Below are 15,638 nucleotides of genomic sequence, written 5' to 3'. Positions count from 1 at the left end.
CAGCGGTGATGGCGACCACCGACCGGGCCGAGGCGCTGACCTGGATGGAGCAACTCGCCGACACCGGGGTGGAGGGACTGGTCTGCAAGGCCGCCGGCTCCGCCTACCGGCCCCGCGGCGCCGGCCAGGTCTGGGTCAAGTACCGGCGCAGCGACACCGTCGACGCGACCGTCCGCGCCGTCGCCGGAACGGCGGCCCGGCCACGGGCCCTGGTGCTGGAGCTGGACGACGGCCGGGTGCTGCTCTCCACCCCGCAGCTGACGCCGTTGCAGGCCCGGCAGGTGGCGGAGGCGGCCGTGGGAAGGCTGGGCGATCCGGTCCGCGATCCGGAGCACGGGAGCGTCCGCCCGCTGACCACCCCGCTGCGGGCCGAGGTGACGGTCACCGGACGGCCGCCCACGGCGACCTTCGTCCGCCTGCGCGGGGACTGAAACCCGTGGCGACGGACGGTCGTTGACACCGCGTCGACGTCGTGGCGCCGGCCGACCGCCGCTCTCGGCGGCGAGGGCCGGGCCGAGCCGCCGGGCCCGGCACGGCGCGGACCGCGGGTTGGCCGCGGCCCGGCAGCGGGTGCAGTCCGGCCGGGGCTGCCCGGCGGGCGGCCGTGCCGCCCGGAGCGCCCCCGCCGCGCGGGGCCCGGCGTCACCGGACGTGGCGGGACGGCGCGGGCTCGTGGGCGGTGGCCCAGGGCGGGTGCCCCTGCACGGGCGGGGCCTGGGCGAACTCCGTCACCAGGGTGTCGTTGAAGACCGGGAGGTCGGCCGGCTTGCGGCTGGAGACCAGGACCCCGGGGCCGTCGCGGCAGACGTGGACCTCCTCGTCGACCCAGTGCGCGCCGGCGTTGAGCAGGTCGGTGCGGATGCTCGGCCAGGAGGTGAGGGTCCGCCCGCGGACCACGTCGGCCTCCACCAGCGTCCAGGGGCCGTGGCAGATCACCGCGACCGGCCGGCCGGAGGTGCAGAAGGCGCGGACGAAGGCCACCGCGGCCGGGTCCGTGCGCAGGTGGTCGGGATTGGCGACACCGCCCGGCAGGACCAGGGCGTCGTAGTGCGCGGCGTCCGCGTCGACGACCACGTCGTCCACCGGGAAGGTGTCGGCCCGGTCCAGGTGCTTGAACGCCTGCACCCGGCCGGGGCGGGTGGAGACCAGCCGGGGCGTGCCGCCGGCCTCGGCCACCGCCTGCCAGGGGGAGGTCAGTTCGGCCTGTTCGACGCCCTTGGGCGCGACCAGGAAGGCCACCGTCCGCCCGGTGAGCGCGACGAGCTTCACCGCGGCTCACCCCGTGTAGTGGTCGTCCAGCGCGGAGCGGCCGAGGGCGGTCAGTTCGGAGGCGGCGGGCGGCGGGGCGGAACGGACGCGGGCGCGCGGGCAGTCCAGGTGGACCACCAGTTCCAGGTGGTCGATCCGGGCCACCAGCCCCACCGGGACCAGCAGGCGGGTGCCCCGCACCCACGGTCCGGCGTCGACCACCAGGTGGTCGCCGACGTCCTCCTCGACCCGGCCGAGCGGGCCGTCGGTGGCCTCCACCTCGTAGCCGGCCAGGCTCATGTCGGTGGCGTGGTGGGAGCCCGGGCGGTACTCCCACAAGTCGGTCGTCATGGCAGTCACGCCTCCGGCTGGTCCCAGGGACGGCGCTCCCCGGGCTCCCCGCGTTCGCGGCGCGGACGGCGGGCACGGTCCTCGCCCCCGAGGAGGTCGATCTCCCCCAGGTCGGCCGGCCCGCCCGGACGGCGCCGGCGCACCAGGGCCGCCACGCCGACGGCGGCGACCACACTGAGCGCCCAGACCAGCGCCACCGCGACCAGCACGGGCGTGGTCGGGGTGCGCACGCCGATGCTGAGGCAGATCACCGACATCACCAGCGCGGTCATCAGCACACCGGGCGGCAGCTTCTGACCCACGCGACGCAGCCCGGTCCGGAACCGGCTCGGCTGCTTGGCCCCCATCGTGCTCAACCGCCGGTCCAGGCGCGTGTCCTGGCGCAGATCGGACTCGATCTCCTCCAGAAGCCGCCGCTCCCGGCCGCTCAACGCGGGTCCGTCCATCTCGGTCACCTCCGACACGTCCGGTGACGTCGTCCTCACACCCGGGCGGTTGCCCACTCCGGGTGTCCGTTAACCACTCCGGCCGGGCCTCCCCGGGCCGGAAGCACTCGGGTCCGCGGGCCCCGGTCCGGCGGCGCCGAGGCCGGCCGGGGCGGCGGAAACCGCCGGACGGCAGTCGCCGAAGGCCCTCGGCCGGGCCAGCAGGCTGTCGTCCAGCACGTGCAGCAGGGCGTCGGAGTCGCGGTGCACCTCGGCGGCGCCCGCCGCCCGCAGCTCCGGTCCGGTCGCGCCGCCGTTCTCCAGCGCGACGCAGGGCACGGCGGCACGGCGCGCCGCCAGCACCTCCGGCACGCTCCCGGCGACGAACACGGCGTGCGAGGGGGTGCCGTCCACGAGGTCGAGGGCGGCACGCACGGGGTCGCGGCCAGGGGCGGCGACGGTCAGGGCCGGGGCCCCGACCGGGCCGGGCCCGGTGAGCACCACCGTCCACCCGCGCGCTGCGCACTCCCGCAGCAACGCGGTGTCACTGGCGGCGGCGGACGCGGCGTTCGCCGCGGTGGCCGACACGGCAGCAGGTGCGGAGCCGGGCAGCGCACCGCGCCAGTCGGTACCGAAGAGTGCCGCCGAGATGACCGTCATTGGCCCACCGTCCCGTTCCGTGCCACGCACGGGCGCGCCCTTCCAGACTAGGCCCGTTCCCCCACCCCTCGCCCGGTCACGGGCAGTCGGCTCGCCCGGTCACGGGGAGTCGGCCCGGTCGACGTCCGCCCCGCGGGCCGCCGGAACCCGCGTCGGCCGCACCGACTTCCCGTGCGCCCACGTCCCGTGGACCCACGCCCGGGCACCCGGCTCAACCGGCCGGGAAACCCGGGGTGCGGTGGTGGGTGCCGGCGGAGGTGATGGCCAGGGCTTCGACGGCGGGGTGGCGGCCGGCCCAGGCGAGGGCGCGGTGGGGGCCCATGGCGAAGGCGGCGGTGGCCCACGCGTCGGTGCGGGCGAGGTGGCGGCCGACCAGGGTGAGGGAGGCGAGGCCGGTGGCGGGCCGGCCGGTGTGCGGGTCGAGGATGTGCGGGCCGCGTTCGGCGGTGCCGGAGGTGGCGACGGCCAGGTCGTGACCGGTCACGGTGGCGGCCAGGACGCCGGGGCGCAGGGGGTCGGCGATGCCCACCCGCCAGGGGCCGCCCGCGGTCTGGACGTCGCCGCCGCCGCTCACCACGTGGTCGGCCGACCCGGCGGCGCGCAGCAGGCGGGACGCCTCCTCGACCGCCCAGCCCTTCACCCAGCCGCTGGGGTCGAGCCGGCCGCCGAGCCAGTGGGTGAACCAGCCGTCCGTCTCGGCGGCGACCTCGCGGCAGCGGGCGAGCGCCTCGGGGACGTCGGGGTGGCAGTGGTCGAGGGCGAGTTCGCCGCGGGCGAGGCGGCTGATGTCGCTGTCGGCCCGGTAGGGGGAGAACACCGCGTCCATCTCGTGCAGCCGCGCGGTGATCCGTCGCAGGGCGGCCTCGGTGCCCGGTCCGGGATCGCGGACGGCGAACGAGAAGACCGTGCCCATCACGTGTTCGGCGTGCCGGAGCAGCGGCCGCGGTGCGGTGGTCACCGGCCGGCCTTGTCGAGCGCGCTCTGCAGGGAGCCGGCGTAGCCGTCGCTGGTGTAGGTGGCGCCGGAGACGACGTCGATGTCGGCGCTCTGGGCGGCGAGCGCCTCCTCGCCGAGGACGGGTATCGCGCCGGCGTTGATCTCCCGGTCGCGGCGGTCGCCGGTCGGGTACTGGACGGCCTCGACCTTGGTGAGCTTCGTGCCGTCGAGCGTGATCCTGACCTGGACGGGGCCGTACCGGGTCGGGACGGCGTCCCCCGTCACCGTCCGCGTCGACGAACCGGAGGCGGAGGCCGCGGGCGGGGCGGAGGCGGCGCCGGCGGAGGCCCGCGTGGTCCCGGTGGAGGCCTGGACGGCCCCGCCGTCGTGCGGTTTGAGGGAGAGCAGCAGGATCACGCCTGCGGCGGTGGCGGTGCAGCTGACGACGGCTCTTCGCATCGGTCGCTCCTCGGGACGGCGGAACAGGCGGGGGTCGGTGGGGCCGGGCGCGCGGACGGACCGGCGGCCGCGTCAGAGCGCGAAGGACTCGTGGTGGATGCGCCCGCGCGGCACCCCGGCGCCGCGCAGCGCCCGGACGGCGTCCGCGCTGAACCGCGGCGGGCCGCACAGGTACACCTCGTGCCGGGCGAGGTCGGGGACGAGACGGGCGAGCGCGGTGCCGAGGTCGCCGATCTCGGCGCGGCTGCCGAGCAGTTCGTGGACGCGGGCGCCGCGACGGCCGGCGACCAGAGCGAGTTCGGCGCGGAACAGCACGTCCTGGTCGCTGCGGGCCCGCTGGACCAGGGTGAGTTCGCCGGGCAGGGTCTCGAACAGCGCCCGCAGCGGGGTGATGCCGACACCGGCACCGAGCAGCAGGACCTGCCGCGTCCGGTGCCGCCGGGCGGTGAAGGCGCCGTACGGGCCTTCGGCGCGGACCCCGGTGCCGGGGCGCAGCGCGGCGACGGCGGCGCTGTGGGTGCCGAGGTCCTTGACCGTGAAGCGGAGGAAGTGCGGGTGCGCGGGGGCGGACAACGAGTAGGGGTTGGCGGCCCAGCGCAGTTCGCGGGTCCGGAACTCCAGGCGGAAGAACTGGCCCGGCTCGGCCCGCAGTTCGGGCAGCCGGCGGCCGGTGAGGTAGACCGAGACCACGCCCGGGCCCTCGGGGCGGACCTCGGCGACGGTGAGCCGGTGACGGCGGTCGCGCAGCCGGGGAACGGCCAGCCGGTACCAGCCGAGCAGCAGCGCGGTGCCGAGGTAGAGCGCGGTCCAGCCGAGGCGGGCCGGTCCGGGGCCCAGGTCGGTGCCGGTGGCGAGCTGGTGGCCGAAGCCGAGGGCGACCGCGAGGTAGGTGGCCAGGTGCAGGTAGTACCAGGTCTCGTGACTGAGCCGGCGTCGGGCGGCGCGCGCCGAGACCAGTCCGGTGCCGAGCAGCAGCAGGGTGGCCAGGGTGGCCTTCAGCATCTCGGGCCAGTGCAGCAGGATGTCGACGCCCTCGCCGAGCGGGCCGCGTCCGTCGGCCAGGGCGTAGCCCCAGATCACGGTGAGCACGTGGACGGCGAGCAGCCCGACCAGGTACCGGCCGCCCCAGGCGTGCCAGCGGGCCAGCCGGTCGGCGCCGACGCCGCGTTCGAGCACCGGCAGCCGGGCCATCAGGAGCAGCAGGACGGGGGCGGCGTAGCCGGCCAGGAGCCCGGTGATCCGCCCGGCGCCGGTCAGCCACTGCGCGGCGCCGGTGACGTGCTCGGTGTCCTGCCACCAGAGCGCCAGGACGGCGGCGGCTCCGGCCGCGACCGCCACTTGGACGGCGCGGGCCGTCGCGTCGGGCGGCAGGCGGTGGGCGGGGCCGGCCGGGCGTGCCGGGCCGGCCTGTCGGGCTCGGTGGGCGAGCGGTGCGGTCACGGTGCCCTCCTCGGCGGCCGGTGCTGGCTGGGAGGCCAACCATGCCAGCGGAGCAGGCCGCGCGCGCGGCTCTCAGCCGCCCTTCAGACGGCGCCTGGGAGGGTGTTTTCACAGGTCAGGTGGGGTGAGGGGAGGCGGAGGGGCCCGAGTGGATCTCACCGCTTTCTCACCTGCGGCGCTCCTCGCGGCCGCCGTCGCCGCGCCCGGTTGAGGGGCCGGCGGGCGGAAGAGCGCCGACAGGGGAGGAGCGCCGACCCGCCGAGGCGGGCTCGGGCCGGCGGCGCCGGTCGGGGCCGTGTCGGCGCCGTCGTTGGGTGGCCGGCCCGGGGCGTCGAAGCGCCCGGGCCCGCCACCCTCCCGGAGCACCCCGGCCCGTCGGAGGACGGCCGCCCGGGCGGGTCGTCAGATCCGGGCGAGGTAGCCGTTGTCGACCAGCCAGAGCACGTTCAGCCGGGCCGGGCCGTCCGGCACGAGCGCCGCGTCCAGCTGGTACTGCAGGCCGTAGCCGGGCTGGCCGAACCAGGGCGCGATCGGGCCGGCGTGCACCGTGAACGGCTTCAGCACCTTGTAGTCGTGGTAGTTGCAGCTCGCCGCCGGGTTGCTGTCGAGGCTCTGCGGCGGGATGGACCGGCTGGCGTAGGGCAGGCCCTCGGGGGCGAGGAAGGAGCCGTACTCGCTGCCGTAGCGGTCGATGTTCTGGTTCGGGTGGAGGGTGAGCTCGAACTCGATCGGGGTGCCGTCGGGCAGGGTGACGTACCCGTTGGCGGGCGGGTAGATCCAGCCCGGCTTCCCGTTGTTGGCGGTGGGGCTGTAATAGGTGGCGAGGAACTTCTCCTCGGAGAGGTGGCCGGTGCGCCGGTAGCCGATCAGCTCGCGGCCGACCGGGCCGGTGGTCGGCAGGTCCTCGGGGCCGAGGCGGGGGTCGCCGTGGTGGTCGGCCTCCGAGCACTCGTCGGAGGGGGTCGCGAGGGCCGCGTCGGCGGTGGCGCTGCCCGTGGTGGCGTCGGCGGCGGACGCCGGGACGGCGGCCGGGGCGAGCAGGGCGACGACCGCGGCGAGCGGGGCGGCGATCAGGCGAAGGCGAAGGCGCACGAATGTCTCCGTCGTGTCAGCGTCACGGCGAACCGAAGGGCGATCCGTCACCCTCCGTGCTCAGGTCGCCACCAAGGCAAGCGGATCACCTGACTCCTCGTCAACAGGACGGGCCCGGAGTACCGCCCGTTTCTCCCGTTCCGGCCGGTCCGCCGCCGCACCGGACGGGGGCGCACGGGACGGCGGGCCACCCCCCTGCGCGCCGGAGGCGCTCCCGGGCCCCGCCGCTTCACGAATCCTTTCCACGGCCCACAAAGGATGTTGACAGTTCATCAGATCGGTCGGACCATCTCCGGTACGACCCGGCCGCCGGCCGCGGCCCTACGACTTCCGGGGGGTGGTCAGCATGGCGAACCAGGCGAACCCATGGGCGTCCGAACAGATGCCGGCATCGATCAAGTGGGCGGTCGCGGGCGTCTGGCTGCACGCCGTCCTCAACGGCATCGGCGCGCTCGTGCTGTTCGGGATCGCCACCGACCCGTACGGGAGCGACGCCGGACTGCTCCGCCTCCTCGCCGCGCTGTCGCTCCTGATCGCGGTGCTGCTCGCGGTCTGCGCCGCCCTGGCCCCGCGGCGGGCCGGCTGGACCAGGGCGACCGTCCTGGTGATCGAGTGGCTCGGGATCATCAGCGGCCTGCTCCTGCTCTTCACCGGCGCCGTCGCGTCGCTGGCGGGCCTCGCCGTCTCCGTGCTCATCGTCGGGGCCTACACGTCGAACGCGGGGCGGAGCTGGTTCGACCGCTAGCGAACACCGACGAGCGGTCAGGACCGGCTACTGGGCGCGATCCTGCCGAGGACGTGCAGCAGCCGGTCCAGCGCATCGCGGGAGTTCGGCTCGGTCAGGTTGACCATCAGCCGGAAGGCCGTCCTCAGCAGGGCCGGGTGGCCGAGGCCGAGCGCACCGGCCGCGCCGAGCAGCCGGGGGCGGCCGAGCACGTCGGCGGCCAGCCGGCCGAGCGCGAAGTAGCCGTCGTAGGCGGCGCGCAGCGCCTGCGGGTAGGCGCGCAGGGCGAGTTCGCGGCCGCGGTCGGTGCGCCGCGCCAGCGCCTGGACGATCGTCTCGGCGGCGTACCGGCCGGACTCCATCGCGTACGCGATGCCCTCGCCGGTGGCCGGGCTGACCGTGCCGCCCGCGTCGCCCACCAGCAACAGGCCGTCGGCGTAGTGGGGTTGGCGGTTGAGGCCCATCGGGAGGGCGGAGCCGCGGACCGGCTCGGTGACGCCCTCGGGGGTGAAGCCGTACTCGGGCGGCAGGTCGGCGCACCAGCGGCGGAGCAGGTCCCGCCAGTCGACCTCGCGGGCCACGGCGGCGGTGTCCAGGACGCCGAGGCCCACGTTGGCGGTGCCGTCGCCCATCCCGAACACCCAGGCGTAGCCGGGCAGCAGGCGCCGGGCCGGGTCCCGGGGGTCGCGCAGGTCGAGCCAGGCCTCCAGGTAGCGGTCCTCGTGCCGCGGGGTGGTGAAGTACGTCCGGTAGGCGACGCCCATCGCGCGGTCGGTGCGGCGGTAGCGCTTCATCGCGAGCGACAGCCGGGTGGAGTTGCCGTCCGCGGCGACCACCAGCGGCGCGCGGTAGCCGACCGGCCGCCGGTCCTCGCCGAGCCGGGCGGTCACCCCGGTGATCCGGCCGGTCCGCTCGTCGACCAACGGGCCGTCCACGTTGGCCCGTTCGACCAGTCGGGCGCCGGCCGAGGCGGCCCGGCGGGCGAGCAGCTCGTCGAAGTCGGCCCGCCGGCGCACCAGGCCGAAGGACGGGAAGGCCGACAACTGCGGCCAGTCCAGCTCCAGCCGGCGGTGTCCGGCGACCAGCCGCAGGCCCTTGTTGTGCAGCCAGCCGGCCTCCTCGGAGACGTCGATGCCCAGGTCGACCAACTGCTTGACGGCGCGCGGCGTCAGGCCGTCGCCGCAGACCTTCTCCCGGGGGAAGGCCGCCTTCTCCAGCAGCAGCACGTCGAGGCCGGTGCGGGCGAGGTGGTAGGCGGCGGTGGAGCCCGCCGGGCCCGCGCCCACCACGATCACGTCGGCGCCGTCCTGCTCGCGGCCGGGCTGCTCGTCGACGGACAACTGCTGCTCTGGGCCGGGCATCAGGCACTCCCACGGGTCGGTTCGGCGGCGGACTCGGCGGACTCGACGGACTCGGCGGTCTCAGACGATGCGGTCTCAGACGATAGGGACACCGGCCGCCGTGCGGCGCCCCGACACGCGGACCCCGTCCCGATGACCGGTCGTCACCGGCCATCGGGACGGGTGCGGTGCCCCGGGAGCGCGCGCCGGGAGCGTGACCCGGCGGAGTGAGCCCGGGAGGTGCCGCGCGGCGGTCAGAGGCCGCCGTTCACCACCGCGCTGGAGACCGCGCCGCGGTGCAGGTTCCACTTGGCGAGGATCTTGTCGTACTCGCCGCTGTGGATCACCTGGTCGAGCGCCTTGGCGATCACGTCGCGCAGTTCGGTGTTGTCCTTGGCGACGGTGATGCCGTACGGGCCGGCCTGCAGGAAGGTCGTCCCGGCCAGCTGGAACGTTCCGGGACGGCCGGGCTGGGTGGTGTTGTACTGGGCCACCGGGTAGTCGTTCAGGTCGGCGGCCGCGACGCCGGAGGCGACCTCGACGAGCGCCTGTTCGTCACCCTCGAAGCGGTGGATCTGCAGTGGCTTGGCGATCCGCAGGCAGGCCGCGGTCTGCCGGGTCGCGAGCTCGTCCTGGACGGTGCCGCGCTGGACCGCGACGGTCCGGCCGCACAGGCTCTCCAGCGAGGAGAGGTTCAGCGGGTTCCCGGCCTTGACGACCATCGAGGTGCCGGAGCCGAAGTAGTCGACGAAGTCGACGCCCGGGTCGGCCTGGTGACCGTCGTCGGCCGCGCCGAGTTGGCGCTGCTTGGTGTCGATCACCGCCGACATCGCCAGGTCGATCTCCTTCGCCTGGACGGCCGGGATGAGCCGCGCGAACGGCATGTCGACGAACTCGACCTTGAGTCCGAGGTAGGAGGCCATCGCCCGGGCCAGCTCCGGGTCCAGGCCGGCGGGCGCGCCGCCCGGCTCCTTGAAGTCCACCGGCGGGTAGTTGAGGTAGGAGCCGATCTTGAGCACCCCGGCGGCCTTGACCGCCTTGGGGAGCCGGGCGCGCAGGTCGCCCTGGCTGCCGGGGGCGGCGGCCTGGCCGCTGCCGCAGCCGGTGAGCAGCAGGCCGCCCGCGCCGAGTGCGGCGGCGGCGCGCAGCGGCCGGCGCGAGCGGCCGGCGGTCGCGGTGGGGACGGCGGGAGTCGTGGTGGGGACGGCGGGGGCCGTGGTGGGGTCGGCGGGGGCCGTGGCGGGGACGGCGGGGGCCGTGGTGGGGACGGCGGGGGCCGTGGTGGGGACGGCGGGGGCCGTGGCGGGGACGGCGGGGGCCGTGGCGGGGACGGCGGGGGCCGTGGTGGGGACGGCGGGGGCCGTGGTGGGGACGGCGGGGGCCGTGGTGGGGACGGCGGGGGCCGTGGTGGGGGTCGTGCCGGGGTCGGCGGAGGGAGTCGGTCCGGGGGCAGGGATGGTGAGGGTACGGAGCATCGCGATGCGTCTTCTTCGCAGGTGAGGGAGTGCGTTCGGGGAGACGCCGCGCCGGAGTGGCTGCCGGGGTACGGAGCGCGGACCCCATCGCCGTGTGCCCTGTTGTGGCCGCCCAAGGGGTGCGGAGGCGGCCGGTCGGCGGAGGTCCGCCGTCGGGGGCGGTCGGGGCCATCCTCGCACCCCGGCCGACGGGCGGCGGAGGCGGGTCGGGTCGTGCCGCGCCGACCCGGGCCCGGGCGGGGCCGCGTCGGGGAGGTGTCGGGCCGGCCGGCGACGGCCGCTCCCGGGGCGACGCACACCTTCCGCACAATCGGGTGATCGGATCGTTGCAAGGGACTAACCGGACATTCAGCCGATGATCAATTCAATCCGGCCAAATCCCTCTTGCACCGCCACGCCGGCTGCGGGAGCTTAGGGCCTCTCGTTCGTCGTCACCGACCGTCACCGGTCGCTGCCCGGCGGACCGAGGGGCTCCTCCCACCGGCCGTGCGGGCCTCACCGGGCCTGCCGATCCTCCTGGACACCAGCATGCGCATCCGCTCCACCGCGGCCCGTTCCCTCGTCGCCGTCCCCACCGCCGCCGCCCTGCTGCTGCTCGCCCCGACCGCCGAGGCGGCCGCCGGCGGCAAGCCCGCCAAGGGCAACAACGGCACCGTCAAGATCCACGACGCGGCGACCGGCCAGGAGGACACCCGGAACGAGCCCAAGGTCTGCACCTTCTACCTGGACTCCTTCGGCTTCGACCCCGGCCAGGACATCATCTGGCTGATCGCCGAGGTGCACGACAAGGGCGAGAACGCCGTCGCGTTCGGCGACCTGCCGGTGGACGGCAAGGGCCACGTCCGCACCGAGGACATCAACCTGCCGGACGGCCACTACAAGCTGTACTGGGCGTCGGTCGAGCTGGTCGACGGCAAGCTGCCGGCCGACCCCGACCTGAACAACCCCAAGCACAAGGTGTTCAAGGTCGACTGCGGCGGCAAGACCCCGAGCCCGACCGGCAAGCCGTCGCCGTCCGCCACCCCGACCAAGACCCCGCCGGTCTCGCCGAGCGCCACCCCGACCGTGACCAAGTCGCCGTCGCAGTCCCCGTCGGCGACGCCGACCCAGACGCCGTCGGCCACCGTCACGCCGAGCGCCACGCCCAGCGCCACGCCGACCGTGCCGGCCTCGCCGACCGCGACCGCCACCCCGTCGACCAGCCCCTCGGCGACGCCGTCCACGAGCCCCTCCGCGACCGCGTCGGCCACCGCCGCGCCGACCACCGAGGCCCCGGCCCCCACCACCGGCCCGTCCACCGCCCCGACCGCGACCGTCCCGGTGCAGACCCCGCCGGCCAACACCGTGGTCAACCCGGACAAGCCGCTGATCATGCCCGCCGCCGTCAGCGTCCCGACCCCGATCCCGGGCGCCGCGCAGGCCGGCAAGAACCTCGCCTCCACCGGTAGCGACGGCACCCTGCTGTACGCCGGTGCCGGCACCGCGCTGCTGCTGGCCGGCGCGGGCGCCGTGGTCTACACCCGCCGCACCCGCAAGTCCTCCTGACCCCGGGAGCCCGGACGGGCGGGCCGGCGACCCCCACGGTCGCCGGCCCGCCCGTCGGCGTTCCGCGCCCGCCCGGCCCTCGGCAGCCCGCTCACGGGGTGACCGCGAGCTCCAGGTACGCCGCCAGCACGGCCAGGTGCACCGCTCCCTGCAGCGGGGTCGCCCGGCGCGGGATGACGGTGAGCGTGCCGACCACCAAGGTCAGCGCGAGCAGCACCAGGTGCGACGGGCCGAGTCCGAGCACCAGCGGACCGGACAGCCAGACGGAGGCGACGGCCACCGCGGGAATCGTCAGTCCGATGCTCGCCAGCGCCGAGCCGAGCGCCAGGTTGAGGCTGGTCTGCACCTGGTTGCGGACGGCCGCGCGCAGGGCGGCGATGGTCTCCGGCAGCAGCACCAGCAGCGCGATCACCACGCCGACGACCGACTGCGGCAGGCCGGCCGAGGCGACGGCGGACTCGATGGTCGGCGAGACGCCCTTGGCCAGCCCCACCACCGAGACCAGCGCGACGCCGAGCAGCAGCAGGCTGGTCAGGGCGGCCCGCGCCGTCGGCCGCTCGCCGTGGTCGTCCTCGTCGACCACCAGGCCGTCCGGGGTGACCGGCAGGAAGTAGTCCCGGTGCCGGACCGTCAACGTGGCCACGAAGAGGCCGTAGAGGACGATCGAGGCGGCGGCCGCGAACGCCAGCTGGGCGGGTGAGAACCGCGGCCCCGGCGAGCTGGTGGTGAAGGTCGGCAGCACCAGGCTGAGGGTGGCGAGGGTCCCGATGGTGGCCAGCGCGGCGCCGGTGCCCTCGGCGTTGAACACCGCCACCCGGTACCTGACCGCGGCGACCAGGATGGACGCGCCGAGGATGCCGTTGCAGGTGATCATCACCGCCGCGAACACGGTGTCCCGGGCCAGCGTGGCGGACTTGTCGCCGCCGTCCGCCATCAGCGTGACGATCAGCGCCACCTCGATCACCGTCACGGCGACGGCGAGCACCAGCGAACCGAACGGCTCCCCCACCCGGTGGGCGATCACCTCGGCGTGGTGCACGGCGGCGAGCACCGCGCCCGCCAGGAAGCAGGCCACCAGGGCCACCGCCCAGCCGGGCAGATCGCGCTTCCAGGTCAGGACGAGGACGACGAAGGCCACCACCGGAACGACGACGGTCCACCGGGTGGTGGCCGCGCGGAGCTTCGTGATCATGCGGCCGAGCATCGCATCCCGCCACCCCGTCGGCCCGGCGACACCGCCGGGGCCGCCCGGCGACCGCGCGACCGGTTCACCGGGGCCGCGCACGGGCAGGCGCGCCGGTCAGCCACCGTACTCGGCGAGGTAGCCGAGCACCTTCGCGACGTGCGCCTTCACCCGCTCGGGTACGCCGCGGGCGTCGGCGACCGTCTTGTCGCTGGTCCGGTAGCCGGCCGTGACGAGGGCGGGCAGGTCGGTCGTCATCCCCCGGTGCTTGAACTGCTGGTCGAGCCAGCAGACGTAGTTGCCCATCGAGGCGATCGCGTCGGCCGGGTCCAGGTAGTCCTTGACGCCGTCGTGGTCGCCGTCCTGCGCCCAGGCGTTGAACACCGCCGGCGTCCACATCGCGATGCCGTACTCGCCGGACTCGGGGTGGGCGGCGTTCGGGTCGAAGCCGCTCTCGGCCTTCAGCATGGCGGCCAGCAGCGCCGGGGTGATCTCCGGCTCGGGACAGCGCCGGGCGGCGTCCTCGATCGGCCCGCGCAGCTCGGCGGGCACGTCGGCGCCCGGCGGGATCGCCCCGGCCGGCGCCGCGCCGGTCGGGACCGTACCGGACGGGGCCGCACCCGCCGGGGCGGTGCCGGACGGGACGGACGGCGGCGGCTGCACCGGGCCCGCCGGGCGGGCGTGACCGGCCGCGGTGACCGGCTCCGGGGCGCCGGTGAGGGCGAGCCCCGCGGCGGCCGCCGCGAGCAGCGTGCCCGCCCCGGCCAGCAGCCCGCGGCGCCGCCACGGGACGGCGGTGGGGCGCGCGGCGGTACGGCCGGCCGCGTCCCGCCGGCCGGCCGCCGTCGCGACCAGGGCGGCGAGGTCCAGCCGCCCCCGGGCCTCCCGGTCGGCGGTCAGGCAGGCCGTCACCACCGGGCGCCAGCGCGCGGGCACCGCGTCGTCCAGCCGGAGCGGCGCGGAGCCGCGCGCATAGGCCTGGGCGGCGAGCGAGCGGGCCCGGGCGGTGGCGCCGAGGAAGGGGTGCAGCCCGCCGGTGAGCAGCTGGTGGGCGAGCACGCCGAAGGCCCACAGGTCCGCGCCGGGCCGCAGGGCGACGCCGCGGGCCCCGGTCCGCTCCGACCACCACTCGGGCGGGACGTGGTCGGGCGAGCCGAGCGGCGGGGCGTAGGCGTGGGTGCCCTCCAGTTCGGCGGTCAGGCCGAAGTCGGCGAGCTTGGCGGTCCCGTCCGGCATCAGCAGGATGTTGCCTGGCTTGAGGTCGCCGTGCACCCAGCCCGCCCGGTGCATGTGGGTGAGCCCGGCGGCGACCTCGGTGAGGATCCGCTCGGCCTCGGGGACGGGCTCGTGGGGCCGGGCGGTGCCCAGGACGTCCTGCAGGCTGCGGGCCGCGCGTTCCATCACCAGCGCCACCGCGCCGTCGAGCCCGGGGTGGGCCGGGTCGTCGACGGTGACCACCGCCAGGGTGCGGATCAGGTGCGGGTGGTCGGCGCGGCGGCTGAACCGCATCTCGCTGCGGGCGACCTGCGCCATGGTCCGGCGCTGGCCGGGGCTGAGCCGCCCCGGTCCGATGAACTTCACGGCGGCGTCCGGCGGTTCGCCCGTCCCGTGGGCCGCGTAGACGGTGCCCCAGGCGCCGGCGCCGATCGGCTCGCCGAGGCGGTAGCCGGCCACCCGGTAGCCGGGCGGCACGTCGAACTGCGCCCCGCCGGCGGGCGGGCGGCCGGCGCCCGGCCCGGCGGGCGGTGACACGGCGGGTCAACCACCCTGCCGGGACGGGAGCAGGGCGAGGTGCTCCTCCCGGACGAGGTCGAACTTCAGGGCCAGCGACACGAGTTCCTCCCGCTTGCCGCCGCCGCGCCCGGCCGGGTCCGGGGCCTCCTCGGGCGTGTCGCGCAGCCGGAGCTTGGTGACCACCAGGTAGTCGATGTGGTAGTTGACGGCCGAGCGGGTGAGTCCGCGGCAGGACGGCAGCGCGCGCAGCCTGGTCACCACCTCGGTCGCACCGGGGACGAGCGCGGCGGACGGCGAGCGCAGCCGGGGCTCGCACAGCGCGAGCAGCACCAGGAAGTACTTCGAGGTCGGGTCCAGGGCGAACGGGCTGACCGTCCGCTCGCCGCCGTCGGCGCCGGACTCGCCGTCCAGGTAGGCGTGTTGCGGTGCGAAGACCTTGAAGGCGGCGGGTTCGCCGAGGGCGGGCAGCAGGACCCGGGAGAACTCGAACGGCACCGGCGCGCCGAGCCGGCCGGGCGCGACCTTGACGTGCTCCCCCGCGCCCTCCAGGTTCTCCACCACGTAGGTGGCGGAGCCGCTGAAGTTGGAGAGCCGCCAGTAGTCCTCGGCGGCGGTGATCTCGCCCGCGCGGCGCGAGACGCCCTGGTCGGCGAGCGGGATGGCGACCGGCCGCCCGGGCGCGCCGCGCCCGAACTCGGCCGCCTCGCCAGGGCCGAGGTGCAGCAGCGCGGGGCGCGCGGGGTGAGCGGATCGCTGCGGGAGCCCGGTCGGCGCGGCGCCCGGGCGGGGTTCGGGCAGTTGCACGATGACCGTGTCCATGCAGGCCACCTCCGTGGGTCGCGTCGATGGTAGCCGTCCGAACGGTCTCGCGCCGGTCCGCCACCCGCACGGGTGAACGCCGTGGCGCGTGGCCGCCGAACTGGCGCCTCCGAGCCGTCAACCTGGCTCCCTCGATGTCGAGTTGGCGAGCCACCCAACACCGCGCCGAACACCCCGACCTCCCCAGAGCCGGCCTCACCGCGACCC

15 protein-coding genes and 1 pseudogene are annotated in these 15,638 nt (G+C 76.1%); 3 read left to right on the top strand and 13 right to left on the bottom strand.

Going from position 1 to position 15,638, the window contains the following annotated elements:
* A pseudogene (locus ACFVHB_RS26960) lies at nt 1–431 on the top strand (DNA ligase); the annotation flags it as partial.
* Nucleotides 432–642: 211 nt separating this feature from the next.
* On the opposite strand, the gene ACFVHB_RS26955 reads toward ACFVHB_RS26960, so the two are convergent.
* The 8 genes from ACFVHB_RS26955 to ACFVHB_RS26920 form a co-directional block, all read right to left on the bottom strand.
* A complete protein-coding gene (locus ACFVHB_RS26955; protein WP_380327377.1) occupies nt 643–1,269 on the bottom strand; it encodes a type 1 glutamine amidotransferase domain-containing protein in 627 nt (208 codons plus the stop codon).
* A 6-nt stretch (nt 1,270–1,275) separates the two neighbouring features.
* Nucleotides 1,276–1,599 carry a PRC-barrel domain containing protein gene (locus ACFVHB_RS26950; RefSeq protein WP_380327375.1) on the bottom strand — a complete coding sequence of 108 codons (324 nt, stop codon included), beginning with the start codon at nt 1,597–1,599 and terminating at the stop codon, nt 1,276–1,278.
* A 5-nt stretch (nt 1,600–1,604) separates the two neighbouring features.
* On the bottom strand, nt 1,605–2,045 hold the full coding sequence (locus ACFVHB_RS26945; protein WP_380327373.1) for a hypothetical protein: 441 nt from the start codon (nt 2,043–2,045) through the stop codon (nt 1,605–1,607).
* A gap of 69 nt (nt 2,046–2,114) precedes the next feature.
* Entirely contained in the window at nt 2,115–2,684 is a 570-nt protein-coding gene (locus tag ACFVHB_RS26940; RefSeq protein WP_380327371.1) for an HAD family hydrolase, read from the bottom strand.
* Nucleotides 2,685–2,895: 211 nt separating this feature from the next.
* Nucleotides 2,896–3,597, bottom strand: a complete 702-nt coding sequence (locus ACFVHB_RS26935) for an FAD:protein FMN transferase (protein ID WP_380327383.1) — start codon at nt 3,595–3,597, stop codon at nt 2,896–2,898.
* Between the two features lie 41 nt (nt 3,598–3,638).
* Nucleotides 3,639–4,079 (bottom strand): FMN-binding protein, encoded by a 441-nt coding sequence (locus ACFVHB_RS26930; protein WP_380327369.1) that lies wholly within the window; start codon nt 4,077–4,079, stop codon nt 3,639–3,641.
* A gap of 72 nt (nt 4,080–4,151) precedes the next feature.
* Nucleotides 4,152–5,519 (bottom strand): ferric reductase-like transmembrane domain-containing protein, encoded by a 1,368-nt coding sequence (locus ACFVHB_RS26925; RefSeq protein WP_380327367.1) that lies wholly within the window; start codon nt 5,517–5,519, stop codon nt 4,152–4,154.
* A 402-nt stretch (nt 5,520–5,921) separates the two neighbouring features.
* Nucleotides 5,922–6,611 carry a TNT domain-containing protein gene (locus tag ACFVHB_RS26920; protein WP_380327365.1) on the bottom strand — a complete coding sequence of 230 codons (690 nt, stop codon included), beginning with the start codon at nt 6,609–6,611 and terminating at the stop codon, nt 5,922–5,924.
* A gap of 346 nt (nt 6,612–6,957) precedes the next feature.
* Between ACFVHB_RS26920 and ACFVHB_RS26915 the strand changes: the two genes are divergently transcribed.
* On the top strand, nt 6,958–7,356 hold the full coding sequence (locus ACFVHB_RS26915; RefSeq protein WP_380327364.1) for a hypothetical protein: 399 nt from the start codon (nt 6,958–6,960) through the stop codon (nt 7,354–7,356).
* A gap of 17 nt (nt 7,357–7,373) precedes the next feature.
* Here ACFVHB_RS26915 and ACFVHB_RS26910 read toward each other — a convergent pair whose 3' ends face one another.
* Together ACFVHB_RS26910 and ACFVHB_RS26905 are read right to left on the bottom strand one after the other, a co-directional pair.
* Entirely contained in the window at nt 7,374–8,696 is a 1,323-nt protein-coding gene (locus tag ACFVHB_RS26910) for a geranylgeranyl reductase family protein (protein ID WP_380327362.1), read from the bottom strand.
* A 233-nt stretch (nt 8,697–8,929) separates the two neighbouring features.
* Complete coding sequence (locus ACFVHB_RS26905) at nt 8,930–10,150, bottom strand: ABC transporter substrate-binding protein (protein WP_380327360.1); 1,221 nt, start codon at nt 10,148–10,150, stop codon at nt 8,930–8,932.
* Between the two features lie 528 nt (nt 10,151–10,678).
* Here ACFVHB_RS26905 and ACFVHB_RS26900 point away from each other — a divergent pair.
* Nucleotides 10,679–11,695: an LPXTG cell wall anchor domain-containing protein gene (locus ACFVHB_RS26900; protein ID WP_380327358.1), complete on the top strand. Its 1,017-nt coding sequence runs from the start codon at nt 10,679–10,681 to the stop codon at nt 11,693–11,695.
* A gap of 91 nt (nt 11,696–11,786) precedes the next feature.
* Here ACFVHB_RS26900 and ACFVHB_RS26895 read toward each other — a convergent pair whose 3' ends face one another.
* The 3 genes from ACFVHB_RS26895 to ACFVHB_RS26885 all read right to left on the bottom strand — a co-directional run bounded on the left by ACFVHB_RS26895 (nt 11,787) and on the right by ACFVHB_RS26885 (nt 15,431).
* A complete protein-coding gene (locus tag ACFVHB_RS26895) occupies nt 11,787–12,887 on the bottom strand; it encodes a calcium:proton antiporter (protein ID WP_380327356.1) in 1,101 nt (366 codons plus the stop codon).
* A 108-nt stretch (nt 12,888–12,995) separates the two neighbouring features.
* Complete coding sequence (locus ACFVHB_RS26890; RefSeq protein WP_380327355.1) at nt 12,996–14,630, bottom strand: protein kinase; 1,635 nt, start codon at nt 14,628–14,630, stop codon at nt 12,996–12,998.
* A 6-nt stretch (nt 14,631–14,636) separates the two neighbouring features.
* Nucleotides 14,637–15,431 (bottom strand): serine/threonine protein kinase, encoded by a 795-nt coding sequence (locus ACFVHB_RS26885; RefSeq protein WP_380327353.1) that lies wholly within the window; start codon nt 15,429–15,431, stop codon nt 14,637–14,639.
* Between the last annotated feature and the right edge of the window lie 207 nt (nt 15,432–15,638).

Origin of the sequence: Kitasatospora sp. NPDC127111 (assembly GCF_042677465.1) — a bacterium.
Lineage (GTDB): Bacteria > Actinomycetota > Actinomycetes > Streptomycetales > Streptomycetaceae > Kitasatospora.
The sequence above is the reverse complement of the archived record's forward strand: the minus strand, read 5'-3'. Positions and strand labels throughout refer to the sequence as shown.